Raw genomic sequence first — 18,779 nt, 5'->3', positions numbered from 1 at the left:
CCCCCGCCCGCGCCCCGCCCGTGTCCGGCCGGGGGCCTCGCCCGCGTCCGGCCGACCCGTGCGCGCTCCGCCGGGTTCCCGCCCGGTCCCGCCAGGGCTCCCGCCCGCGCCCCGCCGTGCCTGGACCCGCGTCCCACCGGGGCTTCCACCCACATCCGGCCGGAACCCGTCCGGGCACCGCCCGCTTCCCGCCAGGGCTGACACTCGTGTCCGGCCGGGATTGCCACCCGTGCCCGGCCCGGACCTCGCCTGCGTCCGGCCGGCCCGTCTGCGCTCTGCCGGCCCCCGCCCGCTTCCGGTCGGGACCCCTGCTCGCGCCCCACCGGGACTCCCGCCCGCGTCCCGCCGTGATCGGGCTCGCACTCCGTCGAGCTCGCACCCTGCCAGGGCTCCCGCCGGCGCCTGGCCGGGAATCCCGCCTGTGTCCGGCCGGGACCCGTCCGCGTGCCGTCGGACCCCCGCGCGCTTCCGGTCGGGGCTCCCGCCCGTGCCCCGCCGTGATCGGGAGCGCGCGCCGCCAGGGGTGCCGCGCGCATCCGGTCGGGAGTCCCGCCCGCGTCCGGCCGGGACCCCGTACGCCCTCCCGCTGCGTCGGCCCGCCCCCCGAGACACCCTGCGCGGCCCCGGTCGACGGGGTTAACGTCCGTCGATGCGACAGAAGTTGAGGGTGGCGGCCTACGCCGTGGTGATACGCGACGGACAGATCCTGCTCGCCCGGTCCCCGGCGCCGCACGGCACCTCCGAGTGGGTGCTGCCGGGCGGCGGCATGGAGCACGGCGAGGACCCCTACGACACCGTCCGGCGTGAGGTCGAGGAGGAGACCGGCCACCTGATCGAGGTCACCGGTCTGCTGGGCGTGGACTCCCACCGGCACACCCTGTCCGGCCGCTTCGGCCGCCCGGTCGACCAGCAGGGCCTCCGGCTGGTCTACGAGGGCCGGGTCACCGGCGGGGAGCTGCGCAACGAGATCGGCGGCTCCACCGAACTGGCCGCCTGGCAGCCGGTGGACGCCGTGCCCGGCCTGGTCCGCGTGCCCCTGATCGACATCGCGCTGCGGCTGTGGCGGGAGCGGCCGGCGACGGGACGGGTGGAACCGGCCCAGGGGTAGCCCGGGCCCCGGGCTCCGGCCGCTGCCCCTTGCTCCCGGGGAGGGAACGGCCGGAACCCGGTCAACCGTCGCGAGCCGTGGCAACCGGGGCGGCCGGGTCGCGGTCCCTCCCTGCGACCACGCCCGACGGACAGGGGAGGCACGAGCATGCGGAAGCGGATGCGGACGACGGCGGTGGCAGCGGTGGCGGTGGGGCTCTCGGTGGCCCTGGCGGCCCCCGCCGTGGCGGCGCCCGGAGGGAGCGGGGCCGGGGACACCGGCGACCACCGGGCGACCCGCCGGGCGGTGCAGGCCGCGGTCGCCGGGGGCGTACCCGGCGTCACGGTGCGGGCGGACGACCGTCGCGGCGCCTGGACGACGACCGCCGGGGTGGGTGACCTGCGCACGGAGCGGAAGCGCTCCCCGCAGGACCGCTACCGGGTCGGCAGCATCACCAAGACCTTCGTGGCGACGGTGCTGCTGCAACTGGAGGCCGAGGGGAAGCTGTCCCTGGACGACACCGTCGACACCTGGCTGCCGGGCCTGGTGACCGGCAACGGCCACGACGGCACCCGGATCACCCTCCGGCAGCTGCTCAACCACACCAGCGGTGTCTTCAACTACACGGCGGACGAGGACTTCGGCCGCACCTACTTCCTCAAGGAGGGCTTCTTCGAGCACCGCTACGACACCCTCGCCCCCGAGGAACTGGTGCGGATCGCGACCTCGCACGAGCCGGACTTCGCACCCGGCGCCGGATGGAACTACTCCAACACCAACTACGTGCTGGCCGGGATGGTGATCGAGAAGGCCACCGGCCGCCCCTACGGAGAGGAGGTCCGCCGCCGCGTCATCGCGCCGCTGCACCTGACCGGCACCTCGGTCCCCGGCACCCGCACCGGCGTCCCGGGACCCAGCAGCCGCGCGTACGGCAAGCTGACGCGGGACGGCAGCGGGCCCGTCCACGACGTCACCCGCCTCAACCCGTCCATGGCCTTCTCGGCGGGCGAGATGATCTCCGACTCCAAGGACCTGGGCCGCTTCTACCGCGCCCTGCTCACCGGCCGGCTGCTGCCCCGGGAGCAGCTGGACGAGATGACCGACACGGTCGCGGTGGACGCCAGGAACGGCTACGGCCTGGGCCTGATGAAGACCGAGCTGAGCTGCGGGGTGACCGTCTGGGGGCACGGCGGCGGCATCCACGGTTCCACCTCCGAGGCCGTCACGACCGAGGACGGCCGGCACTCGCTGGCGTTCAACTTCAACGGCGACTGGTCCGGGGACCCCGGGGCGGTGATCGAGGCGGAGTACTGCGGCGACTGAGGTGACGAGGACCGCCGGGCGCTGCCCCCGGCGGTCCTCCCGTCCGTTCGTGAAGGGCCATGACCTCGCCGTGGTGCCGCACTACCGGGGCAGCACGACGACGTACGCGGCCGGATCGCGGTCGGCCGCCGCCATCAGGGCGGTACGGACCACCGCCGCCTGCTGCTCCGCCGCGTCCCGCAACTTGCGCGGGGTGATGTGGACGACCGTGATGCCCAGGCGCTCCAGGTGTTCGCGCTTGCGGGCGTGCTCCGTCCACTCGGCGTCCTCCTCGGGCCGCCCGCCCGGCCGGGGGGCGCGGGTGTCCAGCTCCACCGCCACCGACTGCTCCGGCCAGTACGCGTCCAGGCCGCCCAGGTGCGGGCCGCCGGGCAGCCGCAGGTCCACGTTCCAGCAGGGGTCCGGCAGGCCGTACTCGCGGACCATCCGGTACAGCCGTGCCTCCGCGAGCGCCCGCCCCTCGGCCAGCAGCGAGTCGACCGCGTCCACCACGTGCGGCCGGTTCAGCAGCTTGGCGGCGGTCAGCTCACGCACCACCGCGGCCGGCTCGCAGTGCCCGCCGCGCACTGCCTCGGTCAGCAGCCGGCGAACCGCCACCGCGTCCTTCAGGACCGCCACCGCGTCCGCCAGGGCCCGCGGGACCGGGGCCACCGGCAGGCCCGTGACCTGCTCCGGGACGGGCAGGTCGGCGGTGCGCACGATCCGGGCGCAGCCCGTCGAACGCAGCCGGCGCAGCCGCGGCACCAGCACGTCGAGCGTCTCCAGGGACGGCAGCGGGGGAGTGGAGGCGAATCCGTGCAGGGTCAGCGCGGCCAGGCCGGTGATCATCGCCTCGCCGTAGGGGGAGGCGGGCGGCTCGTCCCTCCCCGGCTGCACCGGCACGCTCACGGTGCGCTCCCGCGCCGCGTACAGCAGCACCGCGTGCAGCCGCTCCTCGCTCGTCGGCGGTCCGGGGTGGAGCAGGACGACACCGGGCAGCAGCTGCTGCCAGGCCCCGCCGGGACGGCACTGCTCGCCGGCCTCGGCGGCCGAGACGCCGTGGGCCCGCAGTTGCGCGTGGGTCAGGACACGACGGCCGGTGCCGGTGCCGGTGGCGAGGTGGTGCAGTGGGCGCGGGGAGAGGGGGGTGTTGTGGTTCATGACCGGCAATTTCCCGCCTCCGGACGGCCTCCGAACCCCTGTTACACGCTCGTCGACGAACCCGGACAAGCCCGCACTAAAGGAAGCCTGTTCGGATACCGAAACCCCCTGGTCCGTTCGGGTGAGAGCCCCGGGTTACGGCCCGAATGCCCGCGTTCGGTAACGACGGTTGCACGGGGTCTTCAAACGCCGGAAGGGCTGCTCGCAGCCCTTCCGGCGTTTGAGGAGCGGGGTCCGGGGCGGAGCCCCGGGGCGTGGGAAAGGACGGTCACACGCCGGACGCGGCGTCACACGCCTGCCCACGCAGCGCACGCGCCAGATCGTCCCGCGCCTCCAGCACCAGCCGCCGCAGCGCCGGCGCCGCGTCCTCGTGGGAAGCGAGCCACGCGTCCGTCGCGTCCAGCGTGGCCTGCGAGTCCTGGTAGGAGGGGAACAGGCCGCGGACCACGTCCATGCCGATCTGGATCGACCGCTCCGTCCACACCCGCTCGATCGCCGCGAAGTACTTCTCCGCGTACGGCGCGATCAGCTCCCGCTGGGACGACTGGGCGAAGCCCGCGATCGTCGCCTCCACCAGCGCGTTGGACAGCGCGTCCGACTCCACGACCTGCGCCCAGCACTGCGCCTTGACCGCCTCCGACGGGCGGGCCGCCAGACAGCGGACGTGGTGGCGCCTGCCGGAGGCCGTGTCGTCCCGCGCCAGCTCCTCGTCCAGCCGCTTCTCGTCGGCCGCGCCGTGCGCGGCCAGCGGCTCCAGGAACGCCCAGCGCAGCTCCTGGTCGACCTCAAGACCGGGCAGCGTCACCGTGCCGTCCAGCAGCGAGCCCAGCAGCTCGAAGTCGACCGGTGCGGCGGCCACATGGGCGTAGAACCGCGCCCACGCCAGCTGCTGCTCGCTGCCCTCGCCGGCCGCCCGCAGCTGCTCCGCGGCGCCCTCGGCGAGCCGCAGCCCGGCCTGCTCGCGCTGCTCCGGCGCGGTGTAGTGCACGGCCGCCGACTCCGCCCACGCGTGCAGCATCTGCAGCACGCCGATGTCGGTCTCCCGGCCCGCGAACCGCAGCACCAGCTCGATGAAGTCCCGGGCCGGCAGCAGCGCGTCGCGCGTCATGTTCCACAGCGCCGACCAGCACAGCGCGCGCGCCAGCGGGTCGGTGAGGTCGCCGAGGGCCTCCCGCAGCGTGGCGAGGGAGGTGTCGTCGAAGCGGGTCTTGCAGTACGTCAGGTCCTCGTCGTTGACCAGCACCAGCTCCGGCGCCTCCGCGCCCGCCAGCTCCGCCACGACCGTGCGCGGACCCTCGACGTCCGTCTCGGCCTGCGCGTACCGCTCCAGGGCGCCCGAGTCCGTGCGCCGGTACAGGCCCACCGCGACCCGGTGCGGGCGCAGCTCGGGGTGTGACTCCGCGGCCTCCTGCACGACGGCCAGCTCGTCCACGGTGCCGTCCTCACTCAACAGCACCTGGGGGGTCAGGGAGTTGACCCCGGCCGTCTCCAGCCACGCCCGCGACCAAGCGGCCATGTCCCGCCCGCTGGTCTCCTCGAGCACCGACAGCAGGTCGCCGAGCCGGGTGTTGCCGTAGGCGTGCCGCTTGAAGTAGCGGCGGGCGCCCTCCAGGAACGCGTCCTGGCCGACGTAGGCCACGAGCTGCTTGAGGACGGAGGCGCCCTTGGCGTAGGTGATGCCGTCGAAGTTGAGCTTGGCGTCCTGCAGGTCGCGGATGTCGGCGGTGATCGGGTGCGTGGAGGGCAGCTGGTCCGCGCGGTACGCCCACGCCTTGCGCCGGTTGGCGAAGGTGATCCAGCCGTCGGTGAAGCGGGTCGCCCCGACCAGCGAGAACGCGCCCATGAAGTCCGCGAAGGACTCCTTCAGCCACAGGTCGTCCCACCACTCCATGGTGACCAGGTCGCCGAACCACATGTGGGCCATCTCGTGCAGGATCACGTTGGCCCGGCCCTCGTAGGAGGCCCGGGTCACCTTGCCGCGGAAGATGAACTCCTCGCGGAAGGTCACCATCCCCGGGTTCTCCATCGCGCCGAGGTTGTACTCCGGAACGAACGCCTGGTCGTACTTGCCGAACGGGTAGGGGTAGTCGAAGTGGTCGTGGAAGAAGTCCAGGCCCTGCTTGGTGACCAGGAAGACGTCGTCGGCGTCGAAGTGCGGGGCGAGGCCCTTGCGGCACATCGCGCCGAGCGGGATCTCCAGCCGGGTGCCGTCCTCGAAGACCCGCTCGTAGCGGTCGGTCACGTAGTGGTAGGGACCCGCGACGACACACGTGATGTACGTCGAGATCGGTTTGGTCTCCGCGAACCGCCAGACCCCGTCGGCGAGTTCGCCCGCGCCGTTGCTCCACACCGTCCAGCCCTCGGGGGCCCGCACCTCGAAGCGGTACGGGGCCTTCAGGTCCGGCTGCTCGAAGTTCGCGTAGACCCGGCGGGCGTCGGCCGGCTCGTACTGGGTGTAGAGGTACACCTCGCCGTCCTCGGGGTCGACGAAGCGGTGCATGCCCTCGCCGGTGCGGGAGTAGGCGCACCGCGCGTCGACGATCAGCTCGTTGTCGGCGGCCAGGTCCTCCAGCAGGATGCGGCTGCCGTCGAAGACCTCTCCCGGGTCGAGGTCCCGCCCGTTGAGGGACACGGCCGTCACGGCGGGCGCGATCAGGTCGGCGAAGCTGCTCGCCCCCGGCTCGGCGCAGCGGAACCGCACGGTGGTGACCGACCGGAAGGTGCGCGGGCCGTCGCCGCCGTGCTCGCCGACCGCGGACCGCAGGTCCAGGGACACCTCGTACCCGTCGACGGACAGCAGGGCTGCCCGCTCCCGGGCCTCGTCACGGGTCAGATTCTCACCGGGCACGGGCGGACTCCTCATGCGTCGTCGACAGGGAAAGGACAGCACCGATCCTGCCATGCGCCCCTGACGCGGGGCAGCGGGGAATGGGTGGGACGAGCCACGGCGTTGCCTGGGGGAAACACTGCCTTCACGAGGAGCGACATGTCGGACAAGTCTCCCGCCACGCCCGTCGACTTCTGGTTCGACCCGCTGTGCCCCTGGGCCTGGATGACCTCCCGGTGGGTGCTGGAGGTGCAGAAGCAGCGGGACCTCGACGTCCGCTGGCATCTGATGAGCCTGGCCGTCCTGAACGAGGACAAGCTGGACGAGCTGCCCGCGGAGTACCGCGAGATGCTCGAGGTGAAGGCCTGGGGTCCGGTGCGCGTGGTCATCGCGGCGCAGGAGGAGCACGGCCCGCAGGTGCTCGGCGACCTCTACACCGCCCTCGGCACCCGTATCCACAACCAGGGCGAGGGTCCGGGCAAGGAGACGGTCGCCGCGGCGCTGAAGGACGTCGGCCTGCCCGACTCCCTCATGGACCACTGGGACTCCACGCCCTACGAGCCGCAGCTGCGCGCCTCCCACAAGGAGGGTATCGAGAAGGTGGGCCAGGAGGTCGGCACCCCGGTGATCGCGGTCCCCGGCCCGGACGGCGAGGAGATCGCCTTCTTCGGCCCGGTCGTCACCCCGGCCCCGCAGGGCGACGAGGCCGTCCGCCTGTGGGACGGCACCCTCGCGGTGGCCTCGGTCCCCGGCTTCTACGAGATCAAGCGCACCCGCACGAAGGGGCCCGACTTCAGCAACCTGTGACGGACGTCAGTCAGGGGGCAGCAGCTTGACCGGCTTGGGGAACGGTCTGGTCGCGGCCCATCGGCGCATCGTACGGCACTGTGCGCCGGTGTCCGTGTCCACCACGTTCTCGCAGATCCAGAAGTCGTACACGGCCCGGAGTCCCAGCTGTCGCTTGGCCGCAGCCTCCTCCTCCCGGCTCAGCAGACGGTGAGGATGCGGGCCGCCGCACGTCGAGCATTGCAGCGTCAGTCTCCTGGATGTCGTCATTGCGCAACGATGCCCCGGAATGCCGCACACCGGAAGCCCCCGCGAGTGGGACCTCGCGGGGGCTTCCGGTAGGCCAGGGTGGTCAGCGGCGCTCGCGTGTCCGCTGGCGGGCGTAGCCCACCGCCGCCAGGGCCAGCGTCATCGCGCCCGTCGAGTACAGCTGCACCCGTGTGTCCGGCTCCCGGGCCATGAGCACGAAGACCGCCGCCATCCCCGCCAGCGCCACCCAGGTCAGCCACGGGAACGCCCACATCCGCACCGTCAGCCGCTCCGGCGTCTCCCGCTCCAGCCGGCGGCGCAGCCGCAGCTGGGCCACGGCGGTGAAGATCCAGACGACCAGGATCACCGCGCCGATCATGTTCAGCAGCCAGGCGAAGACGTCGTCCGGCCGCCAGTAGCTCAGCAGCACGCACAGGAAGCCGAAGACCGAGGAGGCCAGCACGGCCACCCGCGGCACCCCGCCCGACACCCGGCCGAGCGCCTTCGGCCCCTGGCCCCGCTCGACCAGCGAGTAGCCGATGCGTGAGGCGCCGTAGACGTTGGCGTTCATCGCGGACAGCAGGGCCACCAGCACGACCACGTTCATCAGCTGGCCCGCGCCGGGGATGCCGAGCCGGTCCAGGGCGGCGACGTAGGGGCCGTCCTCCCCCACCGCGGGGGAGTCCCAGGGGACGAGGGCGACGATGACGGCCATCGAGCCGACGTAGAACAGCGCGATCCGCCACATCGCGGTGCGCACCGCGCGCGCCACGCCGCCCACCGGGTCCTGCGACTCGGCTGCCGCGATGGTCACCGTCTCCAGGCCGCCGTACGCGAAGACGGACGCGAGCAGGCCGATGACCAGCCCTTCGCCGCCGCCCGGCATCAGCTCGGTGAGGTTCGAGCCGCCCGGCGAGTCGGTGCCCGGCAGCAGGCCGGCCAGGGCCAGCACGCCGAGCGCCAGGAACAGGGTGATCGCGCCGACCTTCAGGGCGGCGAACCAGAACTCGAACTCGCCGAAGTTCTTCACCGCGGCGAGGTTCGTCCCGCAGAACACCACCATGAACAGCGCCACCCACGCCCACTCGGGCGTGCCCGGAAGCCAGCCGGTGACGATCTTCGCGGCGCCGATGCCCTCCAGGCCGACCGCCGTGCACAGCAGCACCCAGAACGCCCAGCCCGCGGTGAACCCGGCCCAGGGCCCGATGGCCCGCTCGGCGTGCGAGGAGAAGGACCCGGAGTCGGGATACGCGGCCGACATCTCGCCCAGCATCCGCATCACCAGCATGACCAGCAGACCGGAGAGGGCGTAGGCGAGGACGATGGAGGGGCCGGCGGCGGCGATGCCCGCGCCGGAACCGACGAAGAGTCCGGCGCCGATCACCCCGCCGAGGGCGATCATCGACAGGTGGCGCTGTTTGAGGCCGTGCGAGAGGGAGACGCCGTCGGTGTCCGTGGGCGTCTCGACCGAGGTGGGGGGCATGGGCGCGGATCGTCCAATGGGGGGAGACGGCAAAAACGCCGTCCAGTCTGGGCGGCCGCCCCGTGGTCACGGAGCGGCCGCCCAGCATGTGGACGAAGGTCAAGCGGAGGGTCACGGTCCGGTCACCGTGGGGTGGCCGTCACCCCGTCGGCGGCCGTCACGCCGCGGCGGCCGCGACCTCCGCGACGCTCGTGTAGTGCGAGGCGTCCCCCTCGATCGCGTACGACTCCTTGCCGTCGACGCCGACCGGCACGTCACCGGCGACCGTCACCCGGTGCAGGCGGCGCGGCAGGCCGTCGTAGTTGTCGATCGCGTAGTGCTGGGTGATGCGGTTGTCGAACAGCACCAGCTGGTTCGGCTCCCAGCGCCAGCGCACCACGTTCTCCGGCCGGGTGACGTAGGCCTGGAGCAGGTCCAGCACCTTGCGCGACTCGCCCTTCGAGAGCCCCACGATCCGCTGCGCGAACCCGCCGATGAACAGCCCGCGTTCACCGGTGAGCGGATGCACCCGCACCACCGGGTGGACGGTGCGGTACTTCACGGAGGTGAACTGGGCGCGCCGGGCCGCCTCGTCCTCGTCCACGGCCTCCTCCGGGACGGCGTAGTCGTAGTCGTTGGTGTGCTCGGCCCACAGGGTGTCGGCCAGCCGGCGCAGCGGCTCGGGCAGGTCGCGGTAGGCGGCGGCCGAGCTGGCGATCAGCGTCTCGCCCCCGTACGGCGGGATCGTGATGCTGCGCAGGGACGTCGCCTGCGGCGGGTTGAGGACGAAGGTGACGTCCGTGTGCCAGTTGTTGGCCGCGCGCCCGCGCCCGCTGTCGACCGGCAGCACGCCGGGCGCGCCCTCGACGGCGGGCACGGTCGGGTGGGCGCCGGTGATGTCGCCGAAGTGGCGTACGAAGGCCTGCTGGCCGGCGTCGTCGAGGTGCACGTCGTCGAACAGCAGCGTCCTGTGCTCGTTCAGGGCGCCGCGCAGCGCGGTGACGGTGGCGTCGTCCAGCGGCCGGGAGAGGTCGACGCCGGAGACCCGGGCGCCGATGTTCGCGGTGACCTTGGTGATCTGGAGGTCCGACATGAGAGCGTGCCTTCCTGTGGCGGGGGGCGGTCAGACGAGCGCGGCCGCGGGGGCCGGCTCGGGGGCGTGCGGGGTGACGTGCTGGTTGGCGGGGCGCGGCAGTCCGTAGCGCTCGCGCAGGGTCCGCCGGGGGCCGTACTCGGTGCGGAACAGGCCGCGGGCGCGCAGGATCGGCACGACCTGGTCGACGAAGGTCTCCAGGCCGGACGGCAGCACCGCCGGCATGATGTTGAAGCCGTCGGCGGCGCCTGCGGTGAACCACCGCTCGATGGTGTCGGCGACCTGCTCGGGCGTGCCCGCGAAGGTCAGGTGCCCGCGCCCGCCGCCCAGCCGCCCGATCAGCTGCCGCACGGTGAGCCGCTCGCGCCGGGCCAGCTCCACGATCAGCGTGTAGCGGCTCTTGGCGCCCTCGATGTCGTCCTCCGAGGGCAGCCCGTCCGGCAGTTCGCCGTCCGGATCGAGCGTGCCCGGGGCGAGACGCAGCAGGTCCTCCAGGCGGCGCACCCCGTGCTCGTGCACGATGTGCTCCTCCAGCACCTGCTCAAGGCGCCGCGCCTCCTCCTCGGTGGAGCCGACCACGGGCACGATGCCGGGCAGCACCTTGATGTGGTCCGGGTCGCGCCCGGCCGCCGCCGTACGGGCCTTGAGGTCGGCGTAGAACGCCTGCGCGTCGGCCAGGGTCTGCTGGGCGGTGAACACGGCCTCCGCGTACCGCGCCGCGAACCGCTTGCCGTCCTCCGACGACCCGGCCTGCACCAGCAGCGGGTAACCCTGCGGGGTGCGCGGCACGTTGAGCGCGCCCTCGACCCGGAAGTACCTGCCCCGGTGGCGCGGCGGGTGGATCTTCGCGTCGTCGCCCCACACGCCCGCCGCCTTGTCGGCGACGATCGTGTCGTCCTCCCAGCTGTCCCACAGCAGCCGGGCGACGTCCAGGAACTCGGCGGCGCGCGCGTACCGTTCGGCGTGCGCGGGCTCCGCGTCCAGGCCGAAGTTGCGGGCCGCCTCGGCCCCGGCGGTGGTGACGATGTTCCAGCCGGCCCGGCCCCTGCTGACGACGTCCAGCGAGGCGAACTTGCGGGCCAGGTTGTAGGGCGAGTTGTACGACGTGGACGCCGTCGCGATCAGCCCTATGTGCTCGGTGGCCGTCGCCAGCGCGGTGAGCAGGGTGAGCGGCTCCAGCGCCCCGGCGGGACGCTGGGCCACCGTGTTCCACAGCTGGGGACCGTCGGCGAGGAACAGCGAGTCGAACGTGCCCCGTTCGGCGATGCGGGCCAGCCGTATGTGGTGGTCCAGGTCGACGTGTGCGTACGGATCGCTCTCGGGCAGTCGCCACGACGCCTCGTGGTGGCCGGTGTTCATGAGGAAGGCGTTGAGGTGGAGCTGTCCTGGCATGGCGGATCCCTTTCTCGGCGCTCTCGGCGCGGGGTGGTGGGGGAGGGTGCGTTCAGGAGCGGCGCGGGCGGGCGGTCACGGGGTGTCCTCGGTGACGCCGAGCGCCTTCAGCAGCCGGGAGCGGTACGCGCCGTGGGAGTGCGGGCCCTCGCGGTCGATCGTCAGGTCCAGCCCGATCCGGCCGTCCTCCAGGACCAGCACGCGCTCCGCGAGGGCGATCGCCTCGTCCACGTCGTGCGTCACCAGCAGCACCGACGGCCGGTGCCGCTCCCACAGCTGCCGCAGCAGCGCGTGCATCCTGATCCGGGTCAGCGCGTCCAGCGCCCCGAACGGCTCGTCCGCCAGCAGCAGTTCCGGCTCCCGCACCAGGGACCGGGCCAGGGCGGCCCGCTGCTGCTCGCCGCCCGACAGCTCGCTCGGCCAGGCGCGTTCCCGGCCGCCCAGACCGACCTCGGCGAGGGCGGCCCGGCCGCGCTCCTCGGCGTCCTTGCCGTCCAGCCCGAGGAGCACGTTGGGCAGGACCCGGCGCCAGGGCAGCAGCCGGGAGTCCTGGAAGACCACCGACACCCGCTCGGGCGCGGTAAGCGTGCCGCTGCCCGCCACCCCGTGGTCGATGCCCGCGATCGCGCGCAGGAGGGTGCTCTTGCCGGAACCGCTGTGCCCGAGCAGCGCGGTGAACTGCCCCGCGGGCAGGTCGAGGTCGACACCGTCGAGCACCGTGCGGCCCTCGAAGGACCGGGTGAGCCCGCGCAGCCGCACGGCCGGCCGGGTCAGCTGCTCAGTGTGCGGCGCCATGACAGCACCCTCCGTTCGATCGCGCGGACGGCGGTGTCGGAGACCAGGCCGAAGAGGCCGTAGACGACGAGACCGACGAGGATGACGTCCGTCTGGCCGTAGTTCTGCGCCTGGAACATCATGTAGCCGAGTCCGCTGGTGGCGTTGATCTGTTCGAGGACGACCAGGCCCAGCCAGGACCCGGTGACGCCGAGCCGCAGCCCGACGAAGAAGCCGGGCAGGGCGCCGGGCACGACGACCTGCCGGACGAAGGCGAACCGGGACAGGCCCTGCACCTCCGCCAGTTCCACGAACCGGTGGTCGATGCCGGACAGCGCGGAGTGGGTGTTCAGGTAGATCGGGATGTAGACGACGATGGCGATGATCGCGATCTTGAAGGTCTCGCCGATGCCCAGCCAGAGGATGAACAACGGAATCAGGCCGAGCGTCGGCACCGCGCGGTTGAGCTGCACGCTCCCGTCGATCAGCGCCTCACCGGTCCGGCTCAGCCCGGACGCCAGGGCGAGCACGATGCCCCCGGTCAGACCGATCGCGAACCCGGCGCCCGCGCGCCGCAGCGAGGTGAGGACGTCGTTCGCCAGCGTGCCGTCGGTCCACAGCCGGACCCCGGTCTCCACCACCGTCCAGGGCGCGGGGATCGCCCCGGGGTCCAGCCGGCCGGCGGCGGAGGCGGCGGCCCACAGCAGCAGCACCAGCAGCGGGCCGGCGAGGCGGGTGGCGGGCAGCCGCCGGCCGGGGGACAGCCGCCGTCGTCGCCGTACCTGGTGTTCCTCCTCCTCGACGGCGGCGGGCGGTGCGGGTGCGGTCGTGGTCGTGGTCGTGGTCACGGCGGTCACCTCCGGTACTCCTGGGGCACGGCCTTGGCGGCGAGGGACTCGAAGCGCCGGTCGAAGAGGACGCCGACGTCGAACTCCTTCACGTAGCCGCCCTCCGCGAGCAGATCGGCGGTCTCCTGCTCCCACGTGATCGCCTCGTCCCAACGCGGCGGGAACAGAGGCTTGTTGGCCAGCTCGGTGATGGACTCGGCCTGGTCGAGGGTGAGGTTCTGCGTCTTGACGTAGTACTCCCGGTTCCATGCGCCCGGGTGCTCGTACTGCCACACCGCGCCCTTGGCCCAGTACGGGATGTACGCGGCGACCGCGGCGGCCTTCGCCCGGTCGGCGAGCACCTCGGCCGGTGCCCACAGCAGGTTGAGAAGGTCCACCACCTCGGTGGGGATGGTGCGGGCGCCCTTCGCGCCGTACTGCTTCAGATAGGCGGGAGCCTGGCTGTTGCCGAGCGGGGCGATGTCCACCTGCCCGGACTGCAGGGCGGTGAGGAACTGGTTGCTGGTCAGCGGGACCAGCTCGGCCTCGTCCTGCTTCAGGCCGGCCTCTTTGAGGGCGCGCAGCAGCACCACGCCCTGCGCCTGGCCCTGCGAGAAGGCGAGCCGCTTGCCCTTGAAGTCGGCGACCGTGCGGATGTCGCTGCCGGGCTTCGTGGCGAACAGGTAGTTGGGCTTGCGGGTGATGTTGATGGCGACGATCCGCGCGTCGAAGCCCTGGTAGAAGGCCTGGATCGGCGGGATGCCCGCGTTGTTGGCGAGGTCCAGGGACTTGGCGCGGAAGGCGTTGATGACGTCCGGGCCGGCCCCGATGTTCAGCCAGTCGGCCACCTCGAAGGGCAGGTCGTCGAGGCCCGCCAGCTTCAGCTGGATCTGCTGGAAGTTCTCGAACGAGGAGATCTTCAGACGGGTGCCGGGCGGGACCTTCATGGCGAGCGGGGCCTTCAGCGACGCCTCGTCGGCCGCGGCCCCGGCCTCGGCGCAGCCGCTCAGTCCGGCGGCAGCGGCGGTGACGCCGAGCAGGGAGGTCAGGAAGAGCCGCCGGTCGAGGCCGGGCACGGGCGGTGCGGGCATGGGGGAACTCCCAGGGGATGCGGAAAGGCGCACAGGGGTGTGCGCGGAACAGAAAGACAGGCGGAATGACCGGGCGGAAAAGGCCCGGACGAAAATCACGCAGGAAAGGAGGGACGGCGCGGACGACCGCGCGTCAACGCGTCAGCAACAGAGGGTGCGACAGCTCATGACCAGCATGTTCCTGTTCCCTGAGGGGCAGTGTCAATATTCCGAGTTTCTGAATTAAATACGCTCTGGTGACACGCTCAACGGGTCCCGGTAGAGCACGTCGAGAGCGACCGATCCGCCTGCCACGGCCAGTACGGAATCCGGGAAACTTGTCGGCGTCACCGTGGCCGCCCGCGCCGCGTCCAGCTCGCCGCGCAGCGCCGCGAGACAGTCCGGCCGGTGGATGACGCCGACCTCGGTGACCACCACGCTCTCCGGGTTGAGGACGTCCGTCAGCAGCCGCACCGCGCGCCCCGCCATGCGGGACCGCTCCCGCAGCAGCCGCGCGGCCACCGGATGCCCGGCCGCCGCCGCGTCGACCACGTGCAGGGGGTCGTGTCCGTCACAGATCCCTGCCTCCCGGGCCCGCCGGCCCAGCGTGCGCTCGCTCAACTCGGCCTGGAGGCAGCCGGACCGGCCGCAGGCGCAGGGCTCGGTGCCGCCCGCCAGCGGGAGATGGGCGATCGACCCGGCCTGCGAACGCGGGCCGTGGTGCACCTCGTCATGGGTGGCGAACGCCGCGTCGACGATGTTGCCGACGAACAGGTGCAGCACACTGCGGCTGTCCCGCGCCGCCCGCCCGAACATCCGCTCCGCGTCCACCAGCGCCCGCGCGTGCCCGTCCACATGGACCGGCAGCCCGGTGCGGGCCCGCAGCACCTCCCGCGCGGGGACGTCGCGCCAGCCCAGCAGCGGATGGTCGACGACGGTGCCCGCCTCGCGGTCCACCCAGCCGCCGGCCGCGAGGCCGACGCCCAGCGGCCGCCGCTCCGGCACCCGCCGGAGGAGGTCCGCGAGGCCCTCGGCGGCCCGCTCCAGCACCCGCGCCGGTTCGGTGTCCGGGTGCGACAGCCGCCGTTCGGACAGCACCCGCCCGCGCAGGTCGAGCAGCGCCACCGTGGTGTACGGCACCGCGACATGGACACCGCCCACCACGAGCCGCGACCGGTCCACGTCGAGCGGCAGGTGCGGCCGCCCGACACCGCCCGAGCGGCGGGGCGCCGCGGCCTCACGGACCAGGCCGAGCCCGACCAGACGGGCACAGTGGTCGGTCACGGAGGCCGGCGACAGCCCGGTGAGCCGCGCGATCGTGCTGCGCGCCACCGGCCCGTGCTCCAGCACGCAGCGCAGCACCGTGCGGGCACTGGTCCGCCGCCGGTCGGGATCGGCGGCACGCGCCGAGGGAGAGGGGGAAGGAGAGGGAGGTGCCGCGGTACGAAGCATGGGGAACTTCCTCGGGAACGGGTCCGACACTGCGCCGTCGTACGGGAGTCGAGGCGCGCCGGATCCGCTCCGCCCGCCTCGTCAGAGGAGGCGACAGGCGGTGGCGCCCACGCGTCGCAGATCGACGTGGCGACGCGAGGTGAAGTTCCGGGACTGGGCGACCATGGCTCGAAGCTAGCAAACCGGCTCACCGGCTGCCCAGACGGTGACCGACGGGCGAGACGGCCGGTGCGAACGCCGGTAACGGCATTGGCGGATTCCTACAGCCGCCGCTCCGCCCCACCGTGTCGGCGACACCACGTCACCTCAGTGACCGGGGTCACCTCCATCGGGGTGTCGCTCCGTTTCTTTGTCCGGAGCCCACCAACTCCCGGTTCGACCCTTTGTCGAGCGCTGCTGGTGATCGGCACGGGGGCGCCGGTATAGCGTCGCCGTGTTCCCACTTGCCCTCACCCCGGGGAGTCCCCATGAGCACCGCCACCGTCACCTCCGCCCGGCCCGGACAGGTCCTCGCCGACCTGGTCCCCGCCTCCCGTGTCCGGGACGCGGCCCTCGTGCTCGGCGGTGCCGCGTTCACCGGCCTCGCCGCCCAGATCGCGGTGCCCGTCCCCGGCTCCCCGGTGCCGGTGACCGGACAGACCTTCGCGGCCCTGCTCGTCGGGACCACCCTCGGCGCCCGCCGCGGCTTCGTCTCCCTCGCGGTCTACGCGCTGGTGGGCATGGCCGGCGTGCCGTGGTTCGCGGAGGGCAAGTCCGGGATGGGCATGCCGTCCTTCGGCTACATCCTCGGCATGCTGCTGGCGTCCGTGGTGGTGGGCGCGCTCGCCCGCCGCGGCGCCGACCGCTCCGCCTGGCGCACAGCCGGCACCATGGTGCTCGGCTCGGCGCTCATCTACGCCGTCGGCGTGCCCTACCTGGCCCTGGCCACCGGCATGTCGGCCTCCGCGGCGATCGCGGCCGGCCTGACGCCGTTCCTCATCGGTGACGCGCTCAAGGCGGCGCTCGCCATGGGCCTGCTCCCCACCGCCTGGAAGCTCGTCGACAAGCGCTGACGACCGGGACTCACGCCGAAGGGCTCGGCGGGCGCTGTCACAGCGCCCGCCGAGCCCTTCCGTCGTGTCCGGGAGGCGGGATCAGCCCGCCCGCACCTCGTCCCGGTCCGGGTCTGCGGCCCGCCGTCCGGCCAGCCGGTGCCGGACCAGGGAGATCGCCAGCACCACCACCGCCACCAGCATCGTCAGCAGCATCGTGGTCCGGCCGTCGTGCTCGGTGTCGGTCAGCATGTAGCCGAGCACGAACACGATGAACGCGATGCTCACCCAGGTCAGGTACGGGTACAGCCACATCCGCACGACCAGCTTCTCCGGCGCCTCCGCCTGGATGATCTTCCGCATGCGCAGCTGCGAGAAGCAGATCACCAGCCACACGAACAGCGCGACCGCGCCGGAGGAGTTGACGAGGAAGAGGAAGACGGAGTCGGGGAACTTGTAGTTGAAGAAGACGGCGACGAAGCCGAACACGACCGAGGCGAGGATCGCGGTCCTGGGCACGCCCCGGTGGGTGGTCCGCGCGAACGCCTTGGGCGCGTCCCCGCGCTGACCGAGCGAGAAGGCCATCCGGGAGGCCGTGTACAGCCCGGAGTTGAGGCAGGACAGCACGGACGTCAGCACGATGAAGTTCATGATCTGGCCGGCGTGCGCGATGCCGAGCGAGTCCAGCGCGGCGACGTACGAGCCGTCCTTCGCGATCGCCTCGCTGTCCCAGGGCAGCAGACAGACCACGACGAGGATCGAGCCCAGGTAGAAGACGCCGATCCGCCAGATGATGCTGTTGGTGGCCTTGGTGACGGCCCGCTGCGGGTCCTCCGACTCACCGGCCGCCAGGGTGGCGATCTCGCTGCCCATGAAGGAGAACACCACGAGCAGGATGCCGGTGAGGACGGCGCCCGCGCCGTTGGGCAGGAAGCCGCCGTGCGCGGTCAGGTTGGACAGGCCCGCCTGGTCGCTGTCGGCGCCGGGCAGCATCCCGAAGACGGCCAGTCCGCCGACGACGATGAACGCGCCGATGGCGACGACCTTGATCCCGGCGAACCAGAACTCGAACTCGCCGTAGGAGCCGACCGATGCCAGGTTGGTCGCGGTCAGCACCAGCATCACGATCAACGCCCAGCCCCACTGGGGCACGGCCGGTATCCATCCCTCGAGGATCGCGGCGCCGGCGGTCGCCTCCACCGCGAGCACGACGACCCAGAAGAACCAGTAGAGCCAGCCGATGGTGAACCCGGCCCACGGTCCGAGGGCCCCGTCGGCATGCGCGGAGAAGGACCCGGAGGTCGGGTTCGCCGCGGACATCTCGCCCAGCATCCGCATCACCAGCACCACGAGCGTGCCGACGAGGGCGTAGGACAGGAGGATGCCGGGGCCGGTGGTGGCGATGCCGGTGCTGGACCCGACGAACAGGCCGGCGCCGATCACGCCGCCGATGGCGATCATCGACAGGTGCCGGTTCTTGAGCCCGGCCTGGAGACCGGAACCCGTGGGCGGGCCTCCGGGGCCCTCGGGGCCGTTACCGGCCTCGGTGAGGATCGGCTGCGAAGTCATGTGGGGGTCTTCCTTTGCGCCGGTTGAGCGGTACCCGTACGAGCGGTGCACGAGCTGAACCAGTGAAACGGAGGCGTACTTACACAGGAACCTTTGATTTACAATCTTTACCCGAGCTTTTCCTGAGGTCCTGTGGATTGGCTCACACTTTTCACACGGCCCACCCCGCGCCGCTTCCCCGCGGGGGCCGTGTCACACTCGACGCATGCGCGTGTATCTCGGCTCCGACCATGCGGGCTACGAACTGAAGAACCACCTCGTCGAGTGGCTCAAGGAGGCGGGACATGAGCCCGTCGACTGCGGCCCGCACCTCTACGACGCCCAGGACGACTACCCGCCGTTCTGCCTCCGTGCCGCGGAGCGGACCGCCGCGGACCCCGGCTCCCTCGGCATCGTGATCGGCGGCTCCGGCAACGGCGAGCAGATCGCCGCCAACAAGGTCAAGGGCGTACGGGCCGCCCTGGCGTGGAGCGAGCAGACCGCCGCGCTGGGCCGTGAGCACAACGACGCCAACGTGGTCGCGGTGGGCGCGCGCATGCACTCCGAGGACGAGGCGACGAAGTTCGTCGAGATCTTCCTCAACACCCCGTTCTCGGGTGACGAGCGCCACATCCGCCGGATCGACATGCTCTCCTCCTACGAGACCACCGGCGACCTCCCCCCGATCCCGGCCCACCACCCCCAGCAGTAACGACCG

16 protein-coding genes are annotated in these 18,779 nt (G+C 72.4%); 5 read left to right on the top strand and 11 right to left on the bottom strand.

Annotation, left to right across the window (positions count from 1 at the left end):
• Positions 1–649: 649 nt before the first annotated feature.
• The gene (locus tag F3L20_RS26600; protein ID WP_186568234.1) at positions 650–1,108 is read left to right on the top strand and encodes an NUDIX hydrolase; all 459 of its coding nucleotides are present in this window, start codon (positions 650–652) and stop codon (positions 1,106–1,108) included.
• A 147-nt stretch (positions 1,109–1,255) separates the two neighbouring features.
• On the top strand, positions 1,256–2,410 hold the full coding sequence (locus F3L20_RS26595; RefSeq protein ID WP_186568236.1) for a serine hydrolase domain-containing protein: 1,155 nt from the start codon (positions 1,256–1,258) through the stop codon (positions 2,408–2,410).
• A gap of 81 nt (positions 2,411–2,491) precedes the next feature.
• On the opposite strand, the gene F3L20_RS26590 is transcribed toward F3L20_RS26595, so the two are convergent.
• Complete coding sequence (locus tag F3L20_RS26590; protein ID WP_167534617.1) at positions 2,492–3,550, bottom strand: hypothetical protein; 1,059 nt, start codon at positions 3,548–3,550, stop codon at positions 2,492–2,494.
• A 268-nt stretch (positions 3,551–3,818) separates the two neighbouring features.
• The gene (gene pepN / locus F3L20_RS26585) at positions 3,819–6,398 is read right to left on the bottom strand and encodes an aminopeptidase N (RefSeq protein ID WP_150156478.1); all 2,580 of its coding nucleotides are present in this window, start codon (positions 6,396–6,398) and stop codon (positions 3,819–3,821) included.
• Between the two features lie 138 nt (positions 6,399–6,536).
• Between pepN and F3L20_RS26580 the strand changes: the two genes are divergently transcribed.
• The gene (locus F3L20_RS26580) at positions 6,537–7,184 is read left to right on the top strand and encodes a DsbA family protein (RefSeq protein WP_150156477.1); all 648 of its coding nucleotides are present in this window, start codon (positions 6,537–6,539) and stop codon (positions 7,182–7,184) included.
• A gap of 6 nt (positions 7,185–7,190) precedes the next feature.
• On the opposite strand, the gene F3L20_RS26575 is transcribed toward F3L20_RS26580, so the two are convergent.
• The 8 genes from F3L20_RS26575 to F3L20_RS26540 form a co-directional block, all read right to left on the bottom strand.
• Positions 7,191–7,433 carry a hypothetical protein gene (locus F3L20_RS26575; protein WP_150156476.1) on the bottom strand — a complete coding sequence of 81 codons (243 nt, stop codon included), beginning with the start codon at positions 7,431–7,433 and terminating at the stop codon, positions 7,191–7,193.
• Between the two features lie 82 nt (positions 7,434–7,515).
• Entirely contained in the window at positions 7,516–8,895 is a 1,380-nt protein-coding gene (locus tag F3L20_RS26570; protein ID WP_150156475.1) for an amino acid permease, read from the bottom strand.
• A gap of 157 nt (positions 8,896–9,052) precedes the next feature.
• The gene (locus tag F3L20_RS26565) at positions 9,053–9,967 is read right to left on the bottom strand and encodes a TauD/TfdA dioxygenase family protein (protein ID WP_150156474.1); all 915 of its coding nucleotides are present in this window, start codon (positions 9,965–9,967) and stop codon (positions 9,053–9,055) included.
• Positions 9,968–9,997: 30 nt separating this feature from the next.
• The gene (locus F3L20_RS26560) at positions 9,998–11,359 is read right to left on the bottom strand and encodes an LLM class flavin-dependent oxidoreductase (protein ID WP_150156473.1); all 1,362 of its coding nucleotides are present in this window, start codon (positions 11,357–11,359) and stop codon (positions 9,998–10,000) included.
• A gap of 75 nt (positions 11,360–11,434) precedes the next feature.
• On the bottom strand, positions 11,435–12,154 hold the full coding sequence (locus F3L20_RS26555) for an ABC transporter ATP-binding protein (RefSeq protein WP_150156472.1): 720 nt from the start codon (positions 12,152–12,154) through the stop codon (positions 11,435–11,437).
• Positions 12,130–12,990 (bottom strand): ABC transporter permease, encoded by an 861-nt coding sequence (locus tag F3L20_RS26550; RefSeq protein WP_150156471.1) that lies wholly within the window; start codon positions 12,988–12,990, stop codon positions 12,130–12,132. The genes F3L20_RS26555 and F3L20_RS26550 overlap by 25 nt, the downstream gene beginning before the upstream one ends.
• Positions 12,987–14,051, bottom strand: coding sequence for an ABC transporter substrate-binding protein (locus tag F3L20_RS26545; RefSeq protein WP_150156470.1), 1,065 nt, complete (start codon positions 14,049–14,051; stop codon positions 12,987–12,989). Before F3L20_RS26545 ends, F3L20_RS26550 begins: the two co-directional genes overlap by 4 nt.
• 222 nt (positions 14,052–14,273) lie before the next feature.
• A complete protein-coding gene (locus tag F3L20_RS26540; RefSeq protein ID WP_150156469.1) occupies positions 14,274–15,482 on the bottom strand; it encodes an ROK family protein in 1,209 nt (402 codons plus the stop codon).
• A 467-nt stretch (positions 15,483–15,949) separates the two neighbouring features.
• Between F3L20_RS26540 and F3L20_RS26535 the strand changes: the two genes are divergently transcribed.
• On the top strand, positions 15,950–16,534 hold the full coding sequence (locus F3L20_RS26535) for a biotin transporter BioY (protein ID WP_145827763.1): 585 nt from the start codon (positions 15,950–15,952) through the stop codon (positions 16,532–16,534).
• 81 nt (positions 16,535–16,615) lie between these two features.
• Here F3L20_RS26535 and F3L20_RS26530 read toward each other — a convergent pair whose 3' ends face one another.
• Positions 16,616–18,082 carry an amino acid permease gene (locus F3L20_RS26530; protein ID WP_150156468.1) on the bottom strand — a complete coding sequence of 489 codons (1,467 nt, stop codon included), beginning with the start codon at positions 18,080–18,082 and terminating at the stop codon, positions 16,616–16,618.
• Positions 18,083–18,287: 205 nt separating this feature from the next.
• Here F3L20_RS26530 and F3L20_RS26525 point away from each other — a divergent pair, with 205 nt between their 5' ends.
• A complete protein-coding gene (locus F3L20_RS26525) occupies positions 18,288–18,773 on the top strand; it encodes a ribose-5-phosphate isomerase (RefSeq protein WP_024887522.1) in 486 nt (161 codons plus the stop codon).
• Positions 18,774–18,779 lie beyond the last annotated feature (6 nt).

Origin of the sequence: Streptomyces tendae (assembly GCF_008632955.1) — a bacterium.
Lineage (GTDB): Bacteria > Actinomycetota > Actinomycetes > Streptomycetales > Streptomycetaceae > Streptomyces.
The sequence above is the reverse complement of the archived record's forward strand: the minus strand, read 5'-3'. Positions and strand labels throughout refer to the sequence as shown.

Bases quoted from the DNA above. Each gene is read 5' to 3' on its own strand.
- F3L20_RS26535 (WP_145827763.1), top strand. From the start codon at position 15,950: ATGAGCACCGCCACCGTCACCTCCGCCCGGCCCGGACAGGTCCTCGCC.
- F3L20_RS26590 (WP_167534617.1), bottom strand. From the start codon at position 3,550: ATGAACCACAACACCCCCCTCTCCCCGCGCCCACTGCACCACCTCGCC.
- F3L20_RS26570 (WP_150156475.1), bottom strand. From the start codon at position 8,895: ATGCCCCCCACCTCGGTCGAGACGCCCACGGACACCGACGGCGTCTCC.
- F3L20_RS26565 (WP_150156474.1), bottom strand. From the start codon at position 9,967: ATGTCGGACCTCCAGATCACCAAGGTCACCGCGAACATCGGCGCCCGG.
- F3L20_RS26595 (WP_186568236.1), top strand. From the start codon at position 1,256: ATGCGGAAGCGGATGCGGACGACGGCGGTGGCAGCGGTGGCGGTGGGG.
- F3L20_RS26560 (WP_150156473.1), bottom strand. From the start codon at position 11,359: ATGCCAGGACAGCTCCACCTCAACGCCTTCCTCATGAACACCGGCCAC.
- F3L20_RS26545 (WP_150156470.1), bottom strand. From the start codon at position 14,051: ATGCCCGCACCGCCCGTGCCCGGCCTCGACCGGCGGCTCTTCCTGACC.
- F3L20_RS26580 (WP_150156477.1), top strand. From the start codon at position 6,537: ATGTCGGACAAGTCTCCCGCCACGCCCGTCGACTTCTGGTTCGACCCG.
- F3L20_RS26600 (WP_186568234.1), top strand. From the start codon at position 650: ATGCGACAGAAGTTGAGGGTGGCGGCCTACGCCGTGGTGATACGCGAC.
- F3L20_RS26540 (WP_150156469.1), bottom strand. From the start codon at position 15,482: ATGCTTCGTACCGCGGCACCTCCCTCTCCTTCCCCCTCTCCCTCGGCG.
- F3L20_RS26575 (WP_150156476.1), bottom strand. From the start codon at position 7,433: ATGACGACATCCAGGAGACTGACGCTGCAATGCTCGACGTGCGGCGGC.
- F3L20_RS26525 (WP_024887522.1), top strand. From the start codon at position 18,288: ATGCGCGTGTATCTCGGCTCCGACCATGCGGGCTACGAACTGAAGAAC.
- F3L20_RS26530 (WP_150156468.1), bottom strand. From the start codon at position 18,082: ATGACTTCGCAGCCGATCCTCACCGAGGCCGGTAACGGCCCCGAGGGC.
- F3L20_RS26555 (WP_150156472.1), bottom strand. From the start codon at position 12,154: ATGGCGCCGCACACTGAGCAGCTGACCCGGCCGGCCGTGCGGCTGCGC.